Here is a 20,114-nt window from a genome sequence, read left to right as displayed (position 1 = left end):
CGACGACAGTCCGCGACAACGAATGGAAACTACCGATGACCGATGCTGTCACCGATAAGAAGTCGCTGGTCAAGGCGTTTGCTGCCAGTCTGACCGGCACCGCGCTCGAGTGGTACGACTTCGCTGTCTACTCCGCGGCGGCCGCGCTGGTGTTCCCGAAAGTCTTCTTTCCTGATAGCGATCCGCTGACCGGCACCCTGCTCGCGTTCTCGACGTACGCGGTCGGCTACGTGGCCAGGCCCGTCGGCGGTTTCGTCTTCGGCAGGCTCGGCGACGTGATCGGGCGTAAGCGCCTGCTCGTGATCACGCTGCTGATGATCGGTGCGACCACGTTCGTGATCGGATTGATCCCCTCCTACGCGGCGATCGGAGTCGTAGCCCCGATCATCCTGGTCGTCATGCGGTTCGCGCAGGGAGTTGCGGTGGGCGGCGAATGGGGTGGTGCGGTGCTGCTCTCCAGCGAGTACGGCCCGCCGGAGAAGCGAGGCTTCTGGTCGTCGGCAGCGCAGATCGGTCCGCCCGCGGGAAATCTCCTCGCCAACGGTGCACTCGCGCTATTGACCCTCACCCTCACCGAGTCCCAGTTCGAGTCGTGGGGCTGGAGAATCGCGTTTCTGCTCTCGGCGGTACTTGTCGCTTTCGGACTTTGGATTCGACTGCGTCTGGAAGACACACCTGTCTTCAAAGCGCTCCAGGACAGCGATGATCGTTCCGATGCCCCGGTGAGTGAAGTCTTCCGTACTCAGACCAAACCGCTTGTGTCGGCGATACTCTCGCGTATTGCGCCAGATGTGATGTACGCGTTGTTCACAGTCTTCTCCATCACCTATGGGGTCAACAAGCTGGGATTCGACCGTGGAGATGTGCTCATCGCGATTCTCATCGGATCGGCATTTCAGCTCGGCCTCATTCCGTTGGCAGGGGCGGCGTCCGATCGGGTGAACCGCCGACTGCTGTATGCCATCGCGGCCGTTGGCGGCGTCGCAGGGAGTGTTCTCTTCTTTGTGCTCGTCCGCGGAAACTCGCTGCCGTTGCTCATCCTCGGCGTGACGGTCGGACTGGTGTTCCACTCGTTCATGTACGGACCGCAGGCTGCGTTCGTGACCGAGCAGTTTCCGGTTCGGTTGCGGTCCACGGGAAGCTCGTTGGCGTACACGATCGCCGGAGTGTTCGGCGGCGCGCTGGCGCCCCTGATCTTTACGTTCTTGCTCGACAAGACCGATAACTGGGTGCCGATCGTCGGGTACATCTGTCTCGTCGGTGTGCTGACTCTCATCGGACTGGCGATCGGGCGAGACCCGGACCGCGCTGAAGCCGAGGATGCGTCCCTGCGCAGAATCAACCCCGCAGCAGTGCCTGCAGAGTGATCTCCAGATGCGCGTCTATGGCATTTCCGACATCCGATTCGTCTCCGGATGCAAGCGCATCGACGATCGCGCCGTGTTCTCGGCAGACCGACTGTTGCCGATCCGGCGTCGTGGACAACGCCGTCAGACCGGCACGGAGCTGACGCGACCGCAGCCCGGCGTAGGTCGTCGACAGCAGCTCGCTTCCGGCTGCGTCGATCAGTGCCATGTGGAACGAACCGTCGAGGTCGATGAATTGTTTCGCGGCTCCATCGCTCGGCGCGTCGGCAAGTTGATGCTGTTCAGCCAGGATCGCGCGCATCTGGGCTACCGGCGCCGACGTGGTGCGCAGTGCGATCGACGCCGCGTGGCGTTCAAGAACGCCGCGCAGATCCATCAATTCGCGCAACTGGCGACCGGACATCGGCGGGACGTGCGCGCCACGTTTCGGCACCAACTCGACGAGGCCCTGGGCCTGCAGCATCAGCAATGCCTCACGGACCGGCGTGCGGGAGACCCCGATCTGCGTCGCCAGGTCTTGTTCATTGAGAAATGCACCAGCGGCCGCGGGGGACGTGAGTACGACGTCGCGCACGTACTCGTATGCCTTGTCCCGGCCGGACGGACTTTGCATACCTTATGTATACCCCAATTACAACCCGTGGTCGCGGACCTATCCAGGAGGATTCAATGAGAACGACGTCAAACCCGCAACTGCGCATCGGGCTCGCACAGGTCAGCAGTGGCACCGACCCGGCCGCGAATTTGAGGATCATAAAACGTCACGTCTGCGATGCCGCGGCACTCGGAGTTGATGTTGTCGTCTTTCCGGAGGCCATGATGTGCCGATTCGGGGTCCCCCTTGCCGAGATTGCAGAGCCGATCTCCGGGGACTGGGCGCGTGCTGTCGACGAGATCGCGGCGGAGGCGGGGGTCACGGTCGTCGCAGGCATGTTCACGCCGGGCGACGGACCAAGAGTGCGCAACACTCTGTTGATCACGGGGCCCGAAACGCGCACCCACTACGACAAGATTCATCTCTACGATGCGTTTGGATACTCGGAATCCGACACCGTGTCGGCGGGTGATCACCTGGTCACCGCGGAGGTGAAAGGCGTGACCATCGGATTCGCGACCTGTTACGACATTCGGTTCCCGGCGATGATCCAAGAGCTCGCGGCCGCGGGGGCAGACCTCGTGGTCGTATCAGCGTCCTGGGGTGCGGGCGAAGGCAAGGCCGATCAATGGACGCTCCTGGCACGGGCGAGGGCGCTGGACTCTACGACGTTCGTCGCGGCCTGCGGACAGGCTGACCCGGCGGCAAGCGGCGAAATCATCACCGGCACTGCGCCTTTAGGTGTCGGACACAGCCTGGTCTGTGACCCTTCAGGGGCGGTGGTCGGTCAGCTCGGCAGCGGCCCCGACCTGTTGGTCGCCAATATAGACACGGCGGCTGTCCGATGTGTGCGTGACTCGCTGCCCGTGCTGCGCAATCGCCGACGCATTGATGCCTCGATGATCGGCAGTGCTGTGCCGAGCTGAACCCAACGGTTCTTTCGGTCGCGGTGAGTGAAAATCTTTGCGGCGCAGCTGAGCTGGGCCGATGCGACCGGCCTCCGTGTCCGACGGTGGCGGTGATTGGTGTGATCGCCACACCGGCGCCGACAATTCTTCCCAACATCGACACCCGCGGGGGTGGTCTGGAAAGGAAGTACCGTGTCGAGGAAACGTTGGGGCGCATTGGCCGTCGGACTCGCAGCTGCGCTGTCGCTGTCTGTGAGCGGATGCTCTTCCGATGATTCAGGTAGCGGTGGCCAGTCGACATCGGCGCAACGCATCACCCTCACCGTCGGCGATCAGGTCAAGCAGACCCAGTCGCTCCTCGAAGCATCCGGTGAGCTGAAGGACCTGCCCTACGACATCGACTGGGCTTCGTTCGAGTCGGGTCCGCCACTGCTCGAAGCCGCAGCGGCCGGCAAGGTCGACATCGGTGGAACCGGGGATGTGCCACCGGTTTTCGCGCAGGCCAGCGGCGCGCCCCTGAAGATCGTGGCGGTCCAGTCACGCGAGAAGCCCGGCGACTTCCTGCTGGCTCCGAGCGGCTCGTCGGTGAAGTCGATCGCAGACCTCAAGGGCAAGAAGGTCGCCTTCACCAAGGGATCGAGCTCCAACGGACTCGTGCTCGCGCTCCTCGACAAGGCGGGCCTCAAGCCCGGTGACATCCAGCAGACCTACCTGACGCCCACCGAGGGCCTCTCCGCCTTCACCAACGGCCAGGTCGACGCCTGGGCAGTCTGGAATCCGTTTGCGCAAGTGGCGATCTCGCAGCACGGAGCCAAGGTCATCTCCGACGGCGCCGGCTTGGTCACCCAGCAGGCGTACTACCTCGCCTCGTCGGCGTCGCTCGGCGACTCGGCGAAGCAGAAGGCGATCAGCGATCTCATCGGCCGTCTCGCGCGAGCGAACAAGTGGTCGGTGACCCATGAGGACCAGTGGATTCCGATCTACAGCAAGCTCACCAAGCTCCCCGAACCCGTTGCGCAAGCGACATTCTCGACGTCTTCCGGTTCTCTGGTCCCGATCGGTGATGAGCAGATCGCCAAGCATCAACACCTCATCGACCTGTTCGCCAACGCCAAGGTGATCCCCAACAAGCCCAGGGCAGCCGACTACTTCGACAACCAGTTCAACGGCGCACTCGCGGGCACGAACTGATGACGGGGGCAGTCGCGGGCTCGGCCACTGCGATCCGGGGTGACGCCGACGCAGGCAGTCGTCGTGCGCCGAGCCGACGGCGCACGCGCCTGTCGGTCGGTCCGTGGCTGCGGCTCATCTCACCGCTCGTCCTGCTGATCGCCTGGCAGGTGCTATCGACCAACGGCGTCATTCCGGCCAGCAAGCTGTCTCCGCCGACACAGGTGTGGGCGGCGGCGCGTGAACTGTGGGGCACAGGAGAACTGCAAGCGGCGCTGGGAGTTTCGCTGCAGCGTGTCGGCATCGGACTGGCGCTCGGCGTGGTGTTGGCAGTCGCGCTCGGTCTGCTCGTCGGCTTCTTCCGGATCGCAGATCTGGCCATCGACCCGCCACTGCAGATGCTCCGCACCGTGCCGTTCCTCGGGCTCATCCCGTTGTTCGTCGTGTGGTTCGGTATCGGGGAGGAGCCCAAGGTCTACATGGTGGCGCTCGGCGTACTGTTCCCGCTGTACCTCAATCTGGTGTCGGGTATCCACGGCGTCGATGCGAAACTCATCGAGGCGGGTCGCTCGGTGGGTCTCGGTCGACTCGGATTGGCACGCAACGTGATTCTCCCCGGGGCGATGCCCAGCGCCCTCACCGGGTTTCGTCTGTCGCTCGGTGTCGCGTGGCTGTCGCTGATCGTTGCGGAGCAGATCAACGCCGACGCAGGGCTCGGCTACCTGGTCATGAATGCGCGCACCTACTTCCGCAACGACATCATCGTGCTCGGATTGGTGATCTACGCATTGCTGGGTCTCTTCAGCGATTCGATTGTCCGCGGCCTCGAGGCATGGCTGCTCCGATGGAGGGTGAGTCGATGAGTGGGGAGACAGTTGTACGTGCACAGGGGATCACCCGTTCCTTCGGCAACGTCGAGGTGTTGCACGGCATCGATCTGACACTGCACAGCGGCGAGATCGTGGCACTCGTCGGCAGATCGGGATCGGGCAAGTCGACGTTGCTGCGGATCATCGCCGGGCTCGACGACCAGCACGGTGGTCGACTCGAGGTCGACGGATCGCGCGCGGTGGCATTCCAGGAGCCTAGGCTGCTGCCGTGGCGCAACGTCCGAAAGAACGTGTCGCTCAACCTCTCCGGCGGAAATGCCGCAGCGCGTGCGGCGACGGCGCTCGACGAGGTCGGACTATCGCATCGCGTCGACGCCTGGCCGCTGACGCTCTCCGGTGGAGAAGCCCAGCGCGCGTCGCTCGCTCGTGCGTTGGTGCGCAATCCAGAAGTACTACTGCTCGACGAACCATTCGGTGCACTCGATGCGCTCACCCGGATCGAAGCGCACACACTGCTCACAAGGCTGTGGAGCACACACGGATTCGCCGCGCTGCTCGTGACTCACGATGTCGAGGAGGCCGTGGTGCTTGCCGACCGTGTGCTCGTCCTCGAGGACGGCGCCATCGCGTACGACGTGGCGGTCGACGTCGAACGTCCCCGCCATCGAGACGATCAGCGCGTCGTCGAACTGCGTGAACGAGTGCTCGGCCACCTCGGCGTCGGAAGTCGAGACACCAACGTTACAGCTGTTGAGGAGCCTGCCCGATGAGTGCGTCATTCCACTGGTTTCTGCCGACGTCGGGCGACGGTCGAGAGGTGTTCGGTGCGCTGCAATCGTCCGGTGTCCTCGGCACCGCGTCGGCACACCGTGCCCCCGATCTCGAGTACCTGACTCTCGTCGCCAAGACCGCCGAGAAGTTGGGATTCGAGTCGGTGCTCACCCCGACCGGAACCTGGTGTCTGGATGCGTGGGTGACCACCGCGGCGCTCATTCAGGAGACCACTCGGCTGAAGTTCCTCGTCGCGTTCCGGCCAGGATTGATCACGCCTACTTTGGCTGCCCAGCAGGCCGCGACGTTTGCCGAACTGTCCGGTGGGCGATTGGCATTGAACATCGTGACCGGCGGCGACCGGGAAGAGCAGGAGCGCTTCGGCGATCGCCTCAGCAAGCAGGAACGGTACGCCCGTACCGCGGAGTTCCTACAGATTGTGCGCGGGGCGTGGTCGGGGACACCGTACGACTTCGTCGGCGAGTACTTGGACGTCACCGGCGCCACCGTTTCACGGCCACCGCAACCAGCGCCTGCCGTGTTCTTCGGTGGCGCAAGCGACGCCGCGCGGGAAGTTGCTGCGGCACACGTCGACACGTACCTCACGTGGACCGAACCGCCGGACAAGGTAGCCGCACTGATCGACGACGTGCGTGCCCGCGCGGCGAAGCACGGCCGGACACTCTCATTCGGCATCCGTGCGCATGTGATCACCCGCGACACGCGCGAAGAGGCGTGGGCGGAAGCCCGCAAGCTGGTCGACCGCATGGACCCGAACGTGATTGCCCTTGCGAGAGAACGGCTTCTGCAGTCCGAGTCGGAGGGTCAGCGTCGACAACTGTCGTTGAACGCCGACCTCGCGAATCTCGAGGTGTACCCCGGTTTGTGGGCGGGTTACGGACTGGTGCGGCCCGGTGCCGGCACCGCTTTTGTGGGAAGCCACTCCGAGGTGGCCGACCTCATCGGTGAGTACCGCGCGCTCGGCGTCGACCACTTCATCCTGTCCGGTCAGCCGCACATCGAGGAGGCGTACTGGTTCGCGGAGGGAGTGGCACCGCTGGTGCGCGCGGCCGAAACCCGCGCGCCGCAGGCGATCTGAGCGTGAGAGGTCAACGGCGCGCGCAGTTCGGCGTCTAGATGTGTGTCGAATCGAAGGATGTGGGTGCTGCAGCGCACACATCCTTCGATTCAACACACATTCAGGGGCGGTCTTCTTCGGTGGGTAGCCGGGCGAGGACGAACTGCCCCTGCCCGGTGATGGTCTGCTCGACGTCGACCGCTCCGGCCGCCCGCAGGCGATCGACGATCTCGGCGCGGCCGAAGATCCGATACCCGGTGAGCGCGGTGACGGTTCGGACTCCCGGCAGTCCGGTCAGGTTGGTGACGACCGAAGTGAATACCGCGACCTCGCCACCTGGTTTGGCGACCCGGACCAGTTCGTCGATCACCGGCAGCGGGTCGGGGATCAGATACAGCGCCGCCAGGCACACGACGGAGTCGAAGGTGTTGTCGCCGAACGGAATCGAATGTGCGTCGGCGCGAATGTAGGCGACTCGTCGGCCGCTGTTTGTGGCCGCGGCCTTGGCCAGCATCGTCGGCGAGAAGTCGATGCCGACGCAACGGCCGTCGCCGGTGAGCGCCGCTGACAGCCGCCGCGTGTAGTTGCCCGGGCCGCACGCGACGTCGAGGATGCTGCGTTCACCGCGGCGCGCCAGATGCGCAACCAGCGCGCGATCGGCGACCTCGGTCGACGACCCGCCGAGACTGAACAGTCGGGTGAACGCCGGTCGCCACAGTCGTTCATAGACTTCGCTGAACAGTCGATTGTTCATGGCCCGCTGGGCCAGCGGGGTCATCGTGGGAGCCTCACACGCGGTCGTCGCGCTGGACCCGCAAGGTGTGCAGCGTGGTGGCCAACGAGTCGTACTGCAGCGCGAGCAGAACGAAGGCGATGGCCCGGCGTTCGTCGAGATGTCGACGCAGCGACGTCCAGGTGGTCTCGCTGATGTCCTTGTCGGCGATCAATTCGTCGACGGCCTGCAGCATCCACTTCTCCCGGTCACCCCAGCCGGCGTCGGGTCCGGCGATGATCCGTGCGAGCTCGGCGTCATCGATGCCTGCGCGTTTGCCGAGGCGGCGATGGTGGTCGAGTTCGTAGTCACTGCCGCGCAAGTGCGCGACGCGGATGATCACCATCTCGGACTCACGCCGCGAGAGTGAGCCGAACGGCATCAGCCTGCTGGAGTAGTAGAGCCATGCGCGGAAGAGTCCGCGTGTGCGCCCCAGAGTCGAGAAGACGTGAGCGTCGCGCACCCCGATGACGCGTGCCGCGCCCCTCGCGAACACCCAGTTGATGAGTCCGAGGTCGCTCAATGTTCCGGGCGCAACACGCGGACCGGTTGCCACGTCACCTTCACTGGTCGTCATGATCGCAACGGTAGACTACGGAATTCATGACGGACATCACACCACGGACGTTCAACAGCATCTCTGAGCTGACAGCGGCGATCGGCGAGGATCTGGGGTACGGCGACTGGTTGGAGGTCACGCAGGAGCGCATCGACGCATTTGCCGATGCGACCGGCGATCACCAGTGGATTCACGTCGACCCCGAGCGTGCGAAGGACGGGCCGTTCGGCGCGACGATCGCGCATGGCTACCTGACGCTGTCGCTGCTCCCACTGCTGGCGGGCGACATCTTCACCGTGAACGGGCCCAAGCTGGTGATCAACTACGGACTGAACAAGGTCCGCTTCCCCAGCCCGGTCAAGGTCGGATCGCGAATCCGGGCCAACGCCGAGATCGTCTCGATCGACGACAGCCCCGCCGGGGTGACCATGGTGGTGCGCAGCACGGTGCAGATCGACGGTGTCGAGAAGCCCGCGTGCGTCGCCGAGAACGTGCGCGTGCTCGTCTACTGAACCCATCACCGCCGCGAGACGTCACCGACTGAACCCGACACCGCCTGAACCGATCAGCTATGTGGGCAACCGCTGCGTGCAGGTGAGCCACGTAGTCGCGCGTCGAGCCAACGCATCGCATCCGGAAAGCCGATCACGGCAGCGGTGACGTGCTCGCCGAGCACCTCACGGTACTGAGCGTTCGCGCCGAGCCGACACTGTTCGACGAACGGTGCCGGGGCGGAGGGAACCGAGGTTCGACGGCCAGCGGTCGAATATGGGATCCCCGGTCGGGGTAGGGAGCGTGGCCTCGCGAAATTCCTTTGTCCGCCAAGACAATCCGGGTGACTGTGCGCGCAACGGAATTCTCGACAGATGCGGAAAGGGCGGTGCGGGTACCACGTGGTCGATGGCATCGGGGATCTGCTGGGGGATGCCCATCATGTTCGGCGGATCCGCGGCAGCGATGCCCGGTGCAATCGCGACGACAACACACGCCAGCACGAAGGCGGCGATGGCAGAGTTTCGCCGTAATGAATGTCGCCGTGATGAACGCATGGCGTCGTGCCTCCAGACCGGGAGAGGGGAAGCACCCCCGACGGCTGCTTCCCCTCTCCCGCGCCCACCATAGGGCGCATACTGATCGATTGATCCACAAATGGCTACGACGTACGACCTGTGATGGATCTGTAACCCTCGGACCGGGGTCCGCTTGTGCGACAAGAAGAGTTGTCGAGGAAGCGTGACTGCGTCAGAGCGACATGTAGGGCGACACGCTGCTGCGGTGGGAGTCGACCCGCAGGCTCGAGCCGAGTGGTGGGAATGCGCGCTGCGCGCAATGTTGTCGTTCGCACACGCGACATCCCGCACCAATCGGCGTGATTCGCGCCTGAGGGCCGATTTCGAGTCCGTCCGAATAGATGACACGAGCAGCGTGGCGCAGCTCGCAGCCGAGTCCGAGCGCGAACGTCTTGCCCGGCTGGCCATATCGCACGGCCCGCCTCTCCACCGTGCGCGCGACCCAGAAGTAGTCACGGCCGTCAGGCATTTCGGCGATCTGCGTGATGATCTTTCCGGGGTAGGCGAACGTCTCGTAGACGTTCCACAGTGGGCATGTGCCGCCGCTCGACGAGAAGTGAAATCCTGTGGCGGACTGGCGTTTCGACATGTTTCCCGCGCGGTCGACGCGGACGAATGACCACGGTACGCCACGGAGGTTCGGTCGCTGCAGCGTCGAGAGTCGGTGGCAGATGGTCTCGTAGGAGACCGCATAGAACGCCGAGAGACGTTCGATGTCGTAGCGGAAATCTTCTGCCGCGCCGTGGAACTGCGTGTAGGGCAACAGCACTGCGGCCGCGAAGTAGTTTGCCAGTCCGGTCTTCGCGAGCGCCTGTGCCTCGTCGTTGGTGAAGTTCGCCTCGTCGACCAATTCGGTGAGCAGATCGTCGAATTCGACGAGCGCGAGTTCTGCGGCGAGTTTGAATGCGCGCTGGCCGGCCGACAGCGCTGCCGAGACCTCGAGACGTCTTGTCGCGGGGTCGAATCGGTGCAGGAGGTAGTCGCCGAGGTCGACGCGCGGCGCGATCGTCACCCCGTGGACGCGTTCGAGCCGGTCGGCGATCTCGCGTCGAACGTCGCCGGAATGCATCCGCATGCGCGCGTTGAGCTCTTCTGCCGCGACATCGAGTGCGTGAATGTAGTTGCGGCGCTGGTAGAAATAGTCGCGCACCTCTTCGTGGGGCGCGGTGATCGATCCGCGCATGGCGCGGTCACTGCGTTCGTCGGTCGCCGCGGCGAGCTGGTCGATCGCGATCCGGTAGCGGCGATGCAGATTCACCATCGCCTGCGCCATGTCTGGGTGGGCCGAGACCATCGCCGCGATCTCCTGGGGGTCGGCGGTTGTCGGGGCGGCCTCGATGTCGTCGTCGAGCAGCGCCTCACGCAGTTCTGCGACGAGTCGCACGTCGTCTTGGGAGTCGAAGAACCCGCCGTCGACTCCGAACGCCTCGGTGATCCGCGCCAACACGGATGCGGTGAGCGGCCGGGCGTCGTGTTCGATCTGGTTGAGATACGACGCGGAGATGCGCAACGTCTGGGCCAACGCCACCTGCGACAGCCCGCGTTCGGAGCGAAGCTGACGTAAGCGCGATCCGACATATGCCCTGTTGTTCATAGGTCACCGCCGTTCATAGCTCACTGCTGTTCATAGCTCACCGCAGTTCACAGGTCGCCATTTCGTCGGACCCGCTCAGGGTACGGTGACCCCGTGCGTGGGCGGTGGGTTCGACGGTGGGTGGCAGCGACGCTGCTCGCCTGTGTTGCTGCAACACTCGCCGGCTGCGGCGATGATGACGCGGTCTCGACCGCCGCGGCCGTCGCTCCCGCCGACCTGCTGCTTCGGCCCGCGCAGTTGCCGTCGGGTTTCGCGACGACGCAACTGACCGTCTCCGACCTCGTGGACTCCGACCGTGCGCAACTGGTCGCGGCACGCGCCGACACGGTGATGCCACAGGAGTGCCGCGCCACTGCGGACACGGCGTTCACCGAGAAGGTCAGCGCGTCGAACTCTGCGGTGCTGGCAGCGAGCGCGGCCGACGTCGGGCTCGTCGAGCTGGTATCCACTGTTCGACGCGACATCGACGACGACATCCGCACGAGGACTGCGCAGTGCCGCAGGACGCACACCACTGTTGCGGCGGGAAGTCTTGCGGGTGCGACGGTCACCACCGAGTCGACGACGCTGCCCGACCCGCCGGAGGTCGCGAAGAGTCCCGGCGGACTCAGCGTCGAACGTGCTTTTCTCTCGCGATCGGATGTGTCGACGACGCTGCCGGATTCGACAGTGCGAAAGCAGGTCGGATATGTCGGATATGCGCTCGTGAAGCGTCCAGGAGGTTCGGTGTTCACGGTCAGTCTCACGGTGAACGGTCCGGGCGGCCGGGCGCAGAATCCGCCTGCCGACGCGGTGGAGCCGATGTCGTCGTCGGCGTTCGTCGATCTGTTCGGCACAGCACTGAAAGCGGCCGCGAGATGACCGACCACACGGTGACGAGGCCCGGCCGCGGCCGGGTGCACCTGGAACCTCGGTGTGAAACACGCCACATGTGAGGTGTCGGGAGTCTTTCCAGTGGGCGTCGGCTTGATGCTCTTGCGCATGCCGACCGTCAGCGGAGTGTGCGGAGAAAACGCAGTACGCGCGTACTTTTTAACGCCCCGCTGACGACTCTTCACATCTCCAGATTTGCAAAATTTGCAAATCTTCGCCACATGGTTGGCGCATTTTTGCAGTCAAAGGGGATTGGACCTGCGTGTTTTCGGTATGGCACCCTTGAGTCAGGCGTTTCCGGGAAGTGCCGAAGAGTTCGCAAACTCCGACCCCATCCTGTGGTGGTCATCACATTTGCGGACGCGACGCGCGCTCGGAGGCCTGACATCATCCGGCCTGGGTGCATTCCTTGGCAGCTTCGGCCGGGTCCAGATAGGCCCCGGTCTCTGTGAGCCGGACAAGCATTCGTCTCGGGAGATCGGGACGAGCAGCACAACGAAAGCGAAGTGGCTAATGAGCAACGTCGGAAAGCCCCGCACCGCCGCGGAAATCCAGCAGGACTGGGACACCAACCCGCGGTGGAAGGGCATCACGCGCGAATACACTGCCGAGCAGGTTGCCGAGCTCCAGGGCACCGTCGTCGAGGAGCACACCCTCGCTCGTCGTGGCGCCGAGATCCTGTGGGAAGGCGTCAACAGCGACAACTACATCAACGCGCTCGGCGCGCTGACCGGTAACCAGGCCGTGCAGCAGGTGCGCGCGGGCCTCAAGGCCATCTACCTCTCAGGTTGGCAGGTCGCCGGTGATGCGAACCTCTCCGGCCACACCTACCCCGACCAGTCGCTCTACCCGGCAAACTCGGTGCCTGCCGTCGTGCAGCGCATCAACAACGCGATGCTGCGCGCCGACGAGATCGCCCGCGTCGAGGGTGACAACTCGGTCGACAACTGGGTCGTGCCGATCGTGGCCGACGGCGAAGCCGGCTTCGGTGGCGCCCTCAACGTCTACGAGCTGCAGAAGGCCATGATCAAGGCCGGCGCCGCAGGCACCCACTGGGAGGATCAGCTCGCCTCGGAGAAGAAGTGCGGCCACCTCGGTGGCAAGGTGCTCATCCCGACTCAGCAGCACATCCGCACCCTGACCTCGGCTCGCCTCGCTGCCGACGTTGCCAACACCCCGACCGTCGTCGTCGCTCGTACCGACGCCGAGGCTGCAACCCTCATCACCTCCGATGTCGACGAGCGCGACAAGCCGTTCGTGACCGGTGAGCGCACCACCGAGGGCTTCTACAACGTGAAGAAGGGCATCGAGCCCTGCATCGCGCGTGCCAAGGCATACGCTCCGTACGCCGACCTCATCTGGATGGAGACCGGCAAGCCCGACCTCGAGCTGGCTCGCCAGTTCGCCGAGGCCGTCAAGAGCGAGTTCCCCGACCAGCTCCTGGCCTACAACTGCTCGCCTTCCTTCAACTGGAAGCAGCACCTGGACGACGCGACCATCGCGAAGTTCCAGAACGAGCTCGGCGCGATGGGCTTCAAGTTCCAGTTCATCACCCTCGCCGGCTTCCACGCCCTCAACTACTCGATGTTCGATCTCGCTTACGGCTACGCCCGTGAGCAGATGACCGCTTACGTCGACCTGCAGGAGCGCGAGTTCGCTGCTGAGGCTCGTGGCTACACCGCCACCAAGCACCAGCGCGAGGTCGGTGCGGGCTACTTCGACCGCATCGCCACCACGGTCGACCCCAACACCTCGACCGCTGCTCTGAAGGGCTCCACCGAGGAAGGCCAGTTCCACTAGGAACTAGTCCGCCTCTTCGAGGTCTGCTCCAGCCCAGGCGGCCCGCAGCTTTACGTTGCGGACTCGTCCGCCTCTCCGGAGCTTTTGCGAATCGACAGGCGGCCCGCGACTTACGTTGCGGGCCGCCTGTTGGCATATTCGGCACTCGTGGGCGTTCCCGGCGAGTTACCCATGTGCCCGCGAGATCTGTTGTCACCAAACGAAATCTGAGCGGAGCGAGTGTGTCTGAGGCGTGGCGTGTCGGTGTGGTCGGTGCGGGCCAGATGGGTGCGGGGATCGCCGAGGTGTGCGCTCGCTCCGATGCCGACGTACTGGTCTACGAACCTTCGCGCGAACTCGTCGCCGGCGGTCGGTCGCGGATATTGCGCTCGCTCGAGCGGGGAGTGTCGAGCGGCAAGCTCACCGAGCGGGAACTTGAACAGGCGTCGATGCGACTGCGATTCACCACCGAACTCGACGATTTCGCCGATCGGCAGGTGGTCTGTGAGGCCGTCGTCGAGGACGAGACCGTCAAGACCGAGATCTTCGCGGCCCTCGACAAGATCGTGCGCGATCCCGGCGCTGTCCTGGCGTCCAACACGTCGTCCATTCCGATCATCACGCTGGGCATGGCCACCCAGAATCCGGCGCGGGTGATCGGTCTGCACTTCTTCAACCCGGTCCCGGTACTGCCGCTCGTCGAGTTGGTGTCGACGTTGCATACCGAAGCCGACATCGTCACGCGCGCAGAGGCTTTCGCCAACGCCGTGCTCGGCAAGCAGGTCATTGCGTCTGCCGATCGGTCCGGGTTCGTGGTGAACGCGATGCTGGTGCCCTACCTGCTGTCGGCAATTCGGTTGGTGGAGAACGGATTCGCCGATGTCGAGGACGTCGACCGAGGCATGGTGCTCGGCTGCGCGCATCCGATGGGTCCGCTGCGGCTTGCGGATATGGTCGGATTGGACACCGTCACAGCGATCGCCGACCGCATGTATGCGGAATCGAAAGAGGCGCTGTACGCACCGACTCCGCTGCTCCTGCGCATGGTGGAGGCCGGGCATCTCGGTAAGAAGTCGGGTCGCGGCTTTTATCGATACGCCGACGATCCGCAGGCGCGATTCTGATTGTGGGCGGTATCACAGCGATCCCGCAAATAGTGCTAGCAGATTGCTTGCAATAGCTAGCAAACGTGGCATACTGGCTTATGGAACCACTACAAGTGCTGGTGCGGCACCTATCGAGACCAGAAGTGACAGTGTGGTTGCCTCCTCGATATGCCTTGTGCTGCAACATTTTTTGGTGACCAATTGACTAAGGAGATCGCCATGACCACCACCGAACGCAATCTGCCCAGCCCGTTCTATGCCGTGGTTGGCGCGGGCGACCTTGCACTCAAGCAGGTCAGCGACGCCGTCACGCAGATCAAGGAGCGCACCGAGGCTGCAGGCGAGACCGCCCAGACCCGCTTCGAGGAGACCCGCGGCCGTCTGAACGCTCTGCCCGAGGAACTTCCGGGCACCATCGAGTCGACCATCGACGACCTGCGCACCAAGCTGTCGCCGGAGGAGCTGCGCAAGCTCGCCGACGGCTACGTCGAGTTCGCCACGAGCGTCTACACCTCGCTCGCCGAGCGCGGCGAAGAGGCTGTCGGCCGTCTGTGGCAGCAGCCGATCGTGCAGGAGGGTCTGACCCGCGCGGAGAAGACCTACAACGACGCCGTCGATCTGACCGAGGACGCACTCGGTGTGGTCTCGCATCAGACTCGCGCCGTCGGTGAGCAGGCTTCCAAGCTCGCCACGCTGGTCAGTACCCGCGTCGGCGAAGCCGGCGATGCCCTCGACGACGCCGTCGACGATCTCAACGACAAGGTCGAGGAAGCTGCTCTCGAGGTGAACGAGAAGCTCGACGAGGCAAGCGCGGCGGTCACCGAGGCCGGCAAGACCGCCAAGGCTCGTAGCGCGACCGCAGCGTCGAAGATCGACGGTGCCGCAGGCAAGGTCGAGGGCAAGGCGCGCACCGCGAATGCCTCGCCCGCCAAGAAGATTGCCGCCAAGCGCACCAGCACCGCTCCGGCAAAGTCGACCCCGGCCAAGAAGTCGACCCCGGCCAAGAAGAGCACCAGCTAGTTTCTGGCCACATCTACTCGCATTCCCGCGAACTCGATTCGTTGCCGCGACCGACATTTCGGTCGCGGCAACGGACTTGGTTCGCGGGAATGTGCGTTGTGGGGGTCATGCGGCCATCAGCCCGAGATCGAGAAGCCTGGTGCGCACCAGTGGCACCATCTCGTCGCGCTCGAGCATTCCCCATGTCCAGCGCACGAGGGTCGCGTGGAGGAGTGCGAGATCGGCTTCGCGCTTCTTTTCTCGGATCAGCGCCTCGCGTGCAGTCTCGCCGGGACGCATACCGTACTTGTTGATCCCGTCGAACTCGCCGATCAGAGTCGCCGCCCAATCGAAGTCGGTGCGGTAGTCGCGTCCGTTGACGTGGAACGTGTGCTGGAGACGAGGCATGGGTAACTCGGCCTCGATGATCTGTGCTCTGCTCCACGACTCACCGACGCTTTCCGAACGGCCGTCGGCGACGGAGAGCGCCTGTCGTGCGCCGCGGACGCCTCGACGACGTCGACCGTTGAGTAATTTGCGCATCGCGTCGCGGTCGGCGCCGAGGCGGAGCGCGGCGTCGAACACGACCACCCCCTGGGCGAAGGTCCCGCTCAGTGCGATGTCGACGGCTGTCCGCTCCAGGGTTGTCAACGCCAGGTCGTCGATCGACATCGTCTGCTCGGGCGCCACGAATGCGGAATGAACGTGGCGTCGCCCGCGTATGAATCCGCCGCTCGTGCCGCCGTTCGCGAAGTGCACCAGCTCGTGGTCGGGTTTCAGTGTCGGGAGACCGTGCAGCGCGGCCGCGGACCAGTGGCTCAGCACTCTCGGTCCGGTGCTCTTCGACGACGTCGCGACCGCGATGGTCCGCAGGCGATACAGGCGATCGCCCCCGTCGTCGCCGTCGGTGAGCTCGTCGCTGGAGACGGCGAAGACCCCGTCGGCCAACCGGATGAGAATTCCGGCCGAGATCGCGGCTGCGAGCTGGCCGTCGGAGATGTTATTGCGCAGAGCGGCCTTGCGGCGGACTAGTCCGTGGCGATCGGTCGGGAAGTCGAGTTCGGGGAGCATGCGTCTTTTGACGCAGCGGACCCGTGCGCGGTTCCCTCGATTTTTCGCGACGTCGTTCCGTTCCCGCGACCTGGGTTGGGTTCGCGCGAACGCAACGGGGTCGCGCCGACGACCGAAGCTAGGCAGGTGAGTCGATGGTGAGTACGGCGAGGACGTCGTCGTCGGTGCGGTAGGTGTGCGGTCGGTCGCTGATCCATTGCAGGGATTCGCCTGCGGCCGCGGCCCTTTCGTCGCCCTCGGGCCCGGCGACGAGGTTTCCGCGGACCACTCGGACATGTTCGACGACGCCGGCGCCGTGCGACGGGGAGCGTCGTACCCCTCCGGAAGAGACGTGGAGCCAGAAGACCTCCGTCGTCGAACCGTCGTCGTGATGTTCGACGTGGAGCAGCCGTGCGGTGAGGTGCGTGCCGTCGCCCTCGGTTCCCGACGCCTCGCCGAGGAGGGCCGTCAGTGGCACGCCGAGGGGGCCCGCCACGGCGTAGAGCGTGTCGAGGGTCGGGTTGCGTTGTCCCGCTTCGAGTTCGGACAGCGAACCCTTGCCGATCCCGGCGGCGCGGGCCAGCGCGGACAGGCTGAGTCCGCGTTCGGTCCGTAGCGCCGAGATCCGCTCACCGACGTCTCTTCGCCGATCGTCACGCTCCGAGTCGCTCACAACTCCCTCGACCACGTGCCTGCCTTTCCGCGTCATTGGTCGGTCGCGGTGCGGTCTCGCACCGAGTGTTCTGTTTACAGAACGATACCGCTATGCTGGCGTCGTGACCGCACAGCAGCAGGCGTCGAACACCGAGCCGATCGTCGCGGGCGTCGTCACCGCGCTCGTCGGTTTCACCTCGTCGTTTGTGGTCGTCGTGTCCGGGCTTCGCGCCGTCGGGGCGTCGTCGACACAGGCGGCGTCGGGTCTGTTGGCGCTCACGGCTACATTCGCGCTCGGCATCATCGTGCTGTGCCTGCGCTATCGGATGCCGATCACTCTGGCATGGTCGACGCCCGGCGCGGCCCTGCTCGCGGCGATGGGTGCGAGTTACCACGCGGGCTGGCCGGCCGCTGTCGGCGCGTTTCTCGTCGTCGGAGTTCTCGTCGTCGCCACAGGATTGATCCCCGCGCTCGGTGATCTCATAGCAAGAATTCCGACGCCTGTCGCACAGGCGATGCTCGCAGGCGTGCTGCTGACGCTGTGTCTTGCGCCGATCAAATCCCTTGCGGTGCAACCGTTGCTGACCATTCCGATTCTCGTGGTGTGGCTATGTGCCACTCGCTGGTTGTCGCGCTGGGCGTTGCCGCTCGCTCTGATGACCGCGCTCGTCGTGATCGGGATCTACCTTGCGGTGCGCGGCGTCGACTCCGCGGCCCACACCGAATGGTGGCCGCAGATCGCCTGGACCACACCGCATTTCGACGCCTCGGCGGTCGTCGGCATCGCGATCCCGCTTTACGTGGTCACGATGGCCTCGCAGAATGTGCCGGGCGTCGCGGTCTTGAAGTCGTTCGGCTACCAAACCCCTTGGCGGGCTTCGATGTTCGGCACGGGCACGGGCACGGTCGTCGGCGCGCCGTTCGGTGGTCACGCGATCAATCTGGCCGCGTTGTCGGCAGCGCTCGCCGCGGGCGATGAGGCCGGACCGGATCGTTCCCGACGGTGGATCGCGGGAGTCTCCGCGGGCGTGTCGTATCTCATCCTCGCTGCGCTGTCGGGCGTGTTGGTCACGATCACGGCGATCGCGCCGCACGGTCTGCTCGAAACGGTTGCGGGACTGGCATTGCTCGGTACCTTCGCCTCGGCGCTCGTCGGTGCGCTGGCGCAGGAGGAGTACCGAATTCCCGCCGCGCTCACGTTCGTCACCGCTGCTGCGGGGATCTCGTTCTGGGGCATCGGGGGAGCGTTCTGGGCGCTCGTCGTCGGACTCGTGGCGCACACGGTGCTCCGACGCCGCGACCCGTCGACCTGATCGGCTGCCCACCGCGAACTCAGTCGGAGGCCGCGAGCCTCTTCTTCTGGGCGTCGATGTCGAAGTCGGCCTTTGGCCACTCGAGGTCGAGGCTTTCGAGTGCGGAGATCAGTAGTTCACACACCGCGAGGCGCGAAAACCACTTCTTGTTCGCGGGAATGAGATACCAGGGCGCTGTGTCGGAGTCGCAGCGATCGAAGATCGCCTGGTAGGCGTCGAGATAGTCGTTCCAGAACGGTCGCTCGTCGATGTCGTCCGGATTGAACTTCCAGTACTTGTCCGGTCGGTCGAGTCGCTCGGCAAGGCGTTTACGCTGTTCACCTTTGGAGACGACCAGTGCACACTTCACGATGGTCGTTCCGGTCTGGACGAGATCATCCTCGAACTCGTTGATGGTCTCGTAGCGTCCTTCCCATTCGGATTGCGGCACGAGATTGTGTACCCGCACGGGAAGTACGTCCTCGTAGTGCGAACGATCGAAGATGCCGATATGCCCAGCGGGAGGCACGGCCTTGCGGATGCGCCACAGGAAATCGTGCTCGAGCTCTTCTGGTGTGGGCTTACCGAAACCCTTGATCGACAAGCCCTGTGGATCGACGAGACCGCCGACGTGTCGGACGATCCCGCCCTTGCCCGCAGTGTCCATACCCTGCAGCACGAGTAGCACCGAGCGGTGATCACCGGATCGGCCGTTGGCGTACAACAACTCCTGTAGATCGGCGAGCACCTCGCCGCGTTCGGCGAGCAACTGGGTGCCGTACCCGTGATCGCCCTCGAAGCCGGGGGTGGACCCGGTGTCGAACTCGGCGATCGGCCCGAGTGTCGTGGCCCGCAGTGCCTCGGTCGCGGGTCGCGTCCATCCCGCGTTCTTGTCGTTCTCACCCATCGACGTGAGCCTCCTCCGGTCTCGTCGGTTGTGTCAGCGGGGGAGGGTCGGAGATGAACTGCTCGCGGGACCCGTCGACCCCGGCGATCCCGATGACCGAACTCCACACCATCATCGTCAGGTAGTCGATCAGCTCGTCGACGGAGACGTCGCGGTCGGTCATCCACCAGTCGACAGCGCGCTGGATGCCGCCCACGAGTACGTGGGACCACACCTTGGCCCCGGAGGTGTCTGCGGAGCGCTCTTCCATCCGCAGGACGATCGCCGCCGTCAGCAACTGGGCGACGAGTCGCTCCGATTCGACAGTCCCGACCGACGACGTCGGTGAGTTGGTCAGTGCGAACCGGTACAGCGCCGGGTCGTCGGCCACTGCCCGCACATACACGCCGATCACCGTTCTGGTCAGCGTGTACTCGTCGGCGTCGTCGGAGATGGCCTCGGCCAACCTGGGGAGCAGCGTTGTCTCGAAGAAGCGCACGGTCACTGCAGTTCCGAGGTCGTTCTTGTCGCTGAAGTACCGGTAGAGGACGGTCTTCGAGACACCGATGTGTGTGGCGATCTCGTCCATCCCGGCGTCGGCTCCGAGCGCGCGCACGGCGTCGATCGTGCCATCGGTCAACTCACTCCGACGATCCTGTTTGTGCTTCTCCCACCGCTGCCTGCGCCCGTCGGGTTTGACCGTGTCGTCGGTGACCGCGCCGAGCAGCGCCTGTTCGACCCCGCGCGTCACGTGTGCAGCA

At 64.7% G+C, this 20,114-nt stretch carries 20 protein-coding genes; 12 read left to right on the top strand and 8 right to left on the bottom strand.

The window, feature by feature from the left end:
• Nucleotides 1-35: 35 nt before the first annotated feature.
• Nucleotides 36-1,367: an MFS transporter gene (locus B3T59_RS11305; RefSeq protein ID WP_287003387.1), complete on the top strand. Its 1,332-nt coding sequence runs from the start codon at nucleotides 36-38 to the stop codon at nucleotides 1,365-1,367.
• Here the strand turns inward: B3T59_RS11305 and B3T59_RS11300 are convergent.
• On the bottom strand, nucleotides 1,339-1,980 hold the full coding sequence (locus B3T59_RS11300) for a GntR family transcriptional regulator (protein ID WP_287003385.1): 642 nt from the start codon (nucleotides 1,978-1,980) through the stop codon (nucleotides 1,339-1,341). The genes B3T59_RS11305 and B3T59_RS11300 overlap by 29 nt on opposite strands.
• An 80-nt stretch (nucleotides 1,981-2,060) precedes the next feature.
• Between B3T59_RS11300 and B3T59_RS11295 the strand changes: the two genes are divergently transcribed.
• The 5 genes from B3T59_RS11295 to B3T59_RS11275 all read left to right on the top strand — a co-directional run bounded on the left by B3T59_RS11295 (nucleotide 2,061) and on the right by B3T59_RS11275 (nucleotide 6,740).
• Entirely contained in the window at nucleotides 2,061-2,888 is an 828-nt protein-coding gene (locus tag B3T59_RS11295) for a carbon-nitrogen hydrolase family protein (RefSeq protein ID WP_287003429.1), read from the top strand.
• 174 nt (nucleotides 2,889-3,062) lie between these two features.
• Nucleotides 3,063-4,061: an ABC transporter substrate-binding protein gene (locus tag B3T59_RS11290; protein ID WP_287003382.1), complete on the top strand. Its 999-nt coding sequence runs from the start codon at nucleotides 3,063-3,065 to the stop codon at nucleotides 4,059-4,061.
• A complete protein-coding gene (locus B3T59_RS11285) occupies nucleotides 4,061-4,903 on the top strand; it encodes an ABC transporter permease (protein WP_251722228.1) in 843 nt (280 codons plus the stop codon). The genes B3T59_RS11290 and B3T59_RS11285 overlap by 1 nt, the downstream gene beginning before the upstream one ends.
• Complete coding sequence (locus B3T59_RS11280; RefSeq protein WP_251722230.1) at nucleotides 4,900-5,640, top strand: ABC transporter ATP-binding protein; 741 nt, start codon at nucleotides 4,900-4,902, stop codon at nucleotides 5,638-5,640. Before B3T59_RS11285 ends, B3T59_RS11280 begins: the two co-directional genes overlap by 4 nt.
• Nucleotides 5,637-6,740 (top strand): LLM class flavin-dependent oxidoreductase, encoded by a 1,104-nt coding sequence (locus B3T59_RS11275; protein ID WP_251722232.1) that lies wholly within the window; start codon nucleotides 5,637-5,639, stop codon nucleotides 6,738-6,740. Before B3T59_RS11280 ends, B3T59_RS11275 begins: the two co-directional genes overlap by 4 nt.
• Nucleotides 6,741-6,840: 100 nt before the next feature.
• On the opposite strand, the gene B3T59_RS11270 is transcribed toward B3T59_RS11275, so the two are convergent.
• Both B3T59_RS11270 and B3T59_RS11265 read right to left on the bottom strand, forming a co-directional pair.
• Nucleotides 6,841-7,497, bottom strand: coding sequence for a class I SAM-dependent methyltransferase (locus B3T59_RS11270; protein ID WP_251722234.1), 657 nt, complete (start codon nucleotides 7,495-7,497; stop codon nucleotides 6,841-6,843).
• 10 nt (nucleotides 7,498-7,507) lie between these two features.
• The gene (locus B3T59_RS11265; protein WP_251722235.1) at nucleotides 7,508-8,068 is read right to left on the bottom strand and encodes a carboxymuconolactone decarboxylase family protein; all 561 of its coding nucleotides are present in this window, start codon (nucleotides 8,066-8,068) and stop codon (nucleotides 7,508-7,510) included.
• A gap of 26 nt (nucleotides 8,069-8,094) precedes the next feature.
• Here B3T59_RS11265 and B3T59_RS11260 point away from each other — a divergent pair, with 26 nt between their 5' ends.
• Nucleotides 8,095-8,562: a MaoC family dehydratase gene (locus B3T59_RS11260; protein ID WP_251722237.1), complete on the top strand. Its 468-nt coding sequence runs from the start codon at nucleotides 8,095-8,097 to the stop codon at nucleotides 8,560-8,562.
• Between the two features lie 730 nt (nucleotides 8,563-9,292).
• On the opposite strand, the gene ramB is transcribed toward B3T59_RS11260, so the two are convergent.
• Entirely contained in the window at nucleotides 9,293-10,714 is a 1,422-nt protein-coding gene (ramB, locus tag B3T59_RS11255; RefSeq protein WP_251722239.1) for an acetate metabolism transcriptional regulator RamB, read from the bottom strand.
• A gap of 93 nt (nucleotides 10,715-10,807) precedes the next feature.
• On the opposite strand from ramB, the gene B3T59_RS11250 reads away from it, so the two are divergent.
• The 4 genes from B3T59_RS11250 to B3T59_RS11235 all read left to right on the top strand — a co-directional run bounded on the left by B3T59_RS11250 (nucleotide 10,808) and on the right by B3T59_RS11235 (nucleotide 15,492).
• Entirely contained in the window at nucleotides 10,808-11,575 is a 768-nt protein-coding gene (locus tag B3T59_RS11250) for a hypothetical protein (protein ID WP_251722241.1), read from the top strand.
• Nucleotides 11,576-12,100: 525 nt separating this feature from the next.
• On the top strand, nucleotides 12,101-13,387 hold the full coding sequence (gene aceA / locus B3T59_RS11245; RefSeq protein WP_005209419.1) for an isocitrate lyase: 1,287 nt from the start codon (nucleotides 12,101-12,103) through the stop codon (nucleotides 13,385-13,387).
• Nucleotides 13,388-13,608: 221 nt separating this feature from the next.
• Entirely contained in the window at nucleotides 13,609-14,490 is an 882-nt protein-coding gene (locus tag B3T59_RS11240) for a 3-hydroxybutyryl-CoA dehydrogenase (RefSeq protein ID WP_376782629.1), read from the top strand.
• 201 nt (nucleotides 14,491-14,691) lie between these two features.
• Nucleotides 14,692-15,492, top strand: a complete 801-nt coding sequence (locus tag B3T59_RS11235; RefSeq protein ID WP_251722245.1) for a heparin-binding hemagglutinin — start codon at nucleotides 14,692-14,694, stop codon at nucleotides 15,490-15,492.
• A gap of 105 nt (nucleotides 15,493-15,597) precedes the next feature.
• Here B3T59_RS11235 and B3T59_RS11230 read toward each other — a convergent pair whose 3' ends face one another.
• Together B3T59_RS11230 and B3T59_RS11225 are read right to left on the bottom strand one after the other, a co-directional pair.
• Nucleotides 15,598-16,542, bottom strand: coding sequence for a hypothetical protein (locus B3T59_RS11230; protein WP_287003378.1), 945 nt, complete (start codon nucleotides 16,540-16,542; stop codon nucleotides 15,598-15,600).
• Between the two features lie 118 nt (nucleotides 16,543-16,660).
• Nucleotides 16,661-17,230 carry an XRE family transcriptional regulator gene (locus B3T59_RS11225; protein ID WP_197501276.1) on the bottom strand — a complete coding sequence of 190 codons (570 nt, stop codon included), beginning with the start codon at nucleotides 17,228-17,230 and terminating at the stop codon, nucleotides 16,661-16,663.
• 67 nt (nucleotides 17,231-17,297) lie between these two features.
• Between B3T59_RS11225 and B3T59_RS11220 the strand changes: the two genes are divergently transcribed.
• The gene (locus B3T59_RS11220; protein WP_287003375.1) at nucleotides 17,298-18,488 is read left to right on the top strand and encodes a benzoate/H(+) symporter BenE family transporter; all 1,191 of its coding nucleotides are present in this window, start codon (nucleotides 17,298-17,300) and stop codon (nucleotides 18,486-18,488) included.
• Between the two features lie 19 nt (nucleotides 18,489-18,507).
• Here B3T59_RS11220 and B3T59_RS11215 read toward each other — a convergent pair whose 3' ends face one another.
• Nucleotides 18,508-19,374, bottom strand: a complete 867-nt coding sequence (locus B3T59_RS11215) for a polyphosphate kinase 2 family protein (protein ID WP_251723859.1) — start codon at nucleotides 19,372-19,374, stop codon at nucleotides 18,508-18,510.
• Nucleotides 19,367-20,104, bottom strand: coding sequence for a TetR/AcrR family transcriptional regulator (locus B3T59_RS11210; RefSeq protein WP_040517800.1), 738 nt, complete (start codon nucleotides 20,102-20,104; stop codon nucleotides 19,367-19,369). Before B3T59_RS11210 ends, B3T59_RS11215 begins: the two co-directional genes overlap by 8 nt.
• Nucleotides 20,105-20,114 lie beyond the last annotated feature (10 nt).

The sequence above is a fragment of the Gordonia sp. UBA7860 genome (assembly GCF_002500165.1).
Classification (GTDB): Bacteria; Actinomycetota; Actinomycetes; order Mycobacteriales; family Mycobacteriaceae; genus Gordonia; species Gordonia sputi.
This window is presented reverse-complemented; position numbering and strand designations above follow the sequence as displayed.

Excerpts from the sequence above, each read along its gene's own strand:
- B3T59_RS11305 (WP_287003387.1), top strand. The coding sequence starts at position 36 with ATGACCGATGCTGTCACCGATAAGAAGTCGCTGGTCAAGGCGTTTGCT.
- B3T59_RS11265 (WP_251722235.1), bottom strand. The coding sequence starts at position 8,068 with ATGACGACCAGTGAAGGTGACGTGGCAACCGGTCCGCGTGTTGCGCCC.
- aceA (WP_005209419.1), top strand. The coding sequence starts at position 12,101 with ATGAGCAACGTCGGAAAGCCCCGCACCGCCGCGGAAATCCAGCAGGAC.
- B3T59_RS11280 (WP_251722230.1), top strand. The coding sequence starts at position 4,900 with ATGAGTGGGGAGACAGTTGTACGTGCACAGGGGATCACCCGTTCCTTC.
- B3T59_RS11225 (WP_197501276.1), bottom strand. The coding sequence starts at position 17,230 with ATGACGCGGAAAGGCAGGCACGTGGTCGAGGGAGTTGTGAGCGACTCG.
- B3T59_RS11275 (WP_251722232.1), top strand. The coding sequence starts at position 5,637 with ATGAGTGCGTCATTCCACTGGTTTCTGCCGACGTCGGGCGACGGTCGA.
- B3T59_RS11260 (WP_251722237.1), top strand. The coding sequence starts at position 8,095 with ATGACGGACATCACACCACGGACGTTCAACAGCATCTCTGAGCTGACA.
- B3T59_RS11270 (WP_251722234.1), bottom strand. The coding sequence starts at position 7,497 with ATGACCCCGCTGGCCCAGCGGGCCATGAACAATCGACTGTTCAGCGAA.
- B3T59_RS11235 (WP_251722245.1), top strand. The coding sequence starts at position 14,692 with ATGACCACCACCGAACGCAATCTGCCCAGCCCGTTCTATGCCGTGGTT.
- B3T59_RS11230 (WP_287003378.1), bottom strand. The coding sequence starts at position 16,542 with ATGCTCCCCGAACTCGACTTCCCGACCGATCGCCACGGACTAGTCCGC.
- B3T59_RS11300 (WP_287003385.1), bottom strand. The coding sequence starts at position 1,980 with ATGCAAAGTCCGTCCGGCCGGGACAAGGCATACGAGTACGTGCGCGAC.
- ramB (WP_251722239.1), bottom strand. The coding sequence starts at position 10,714 with ATGAACAACAGGGCATATGTCGGATCGCGCTTACGTCAGCTTCGCTCC.
- B3T59_RS11215 (WP_251723859.1), bottom strand. The coding sequence starts at position 19,374 with ATGGGTGAGAACGACAAGAACGCGGGATGGACGCGACCCGCGACCGAG.
- B3T59_RS11285 (WP_251722228.1), top strand. The coding sequence starts at position 4,061 with ATGACGGGGGCAGTCGCGGGCTCGGCCACTGCGATCCGGGGTGACGCC.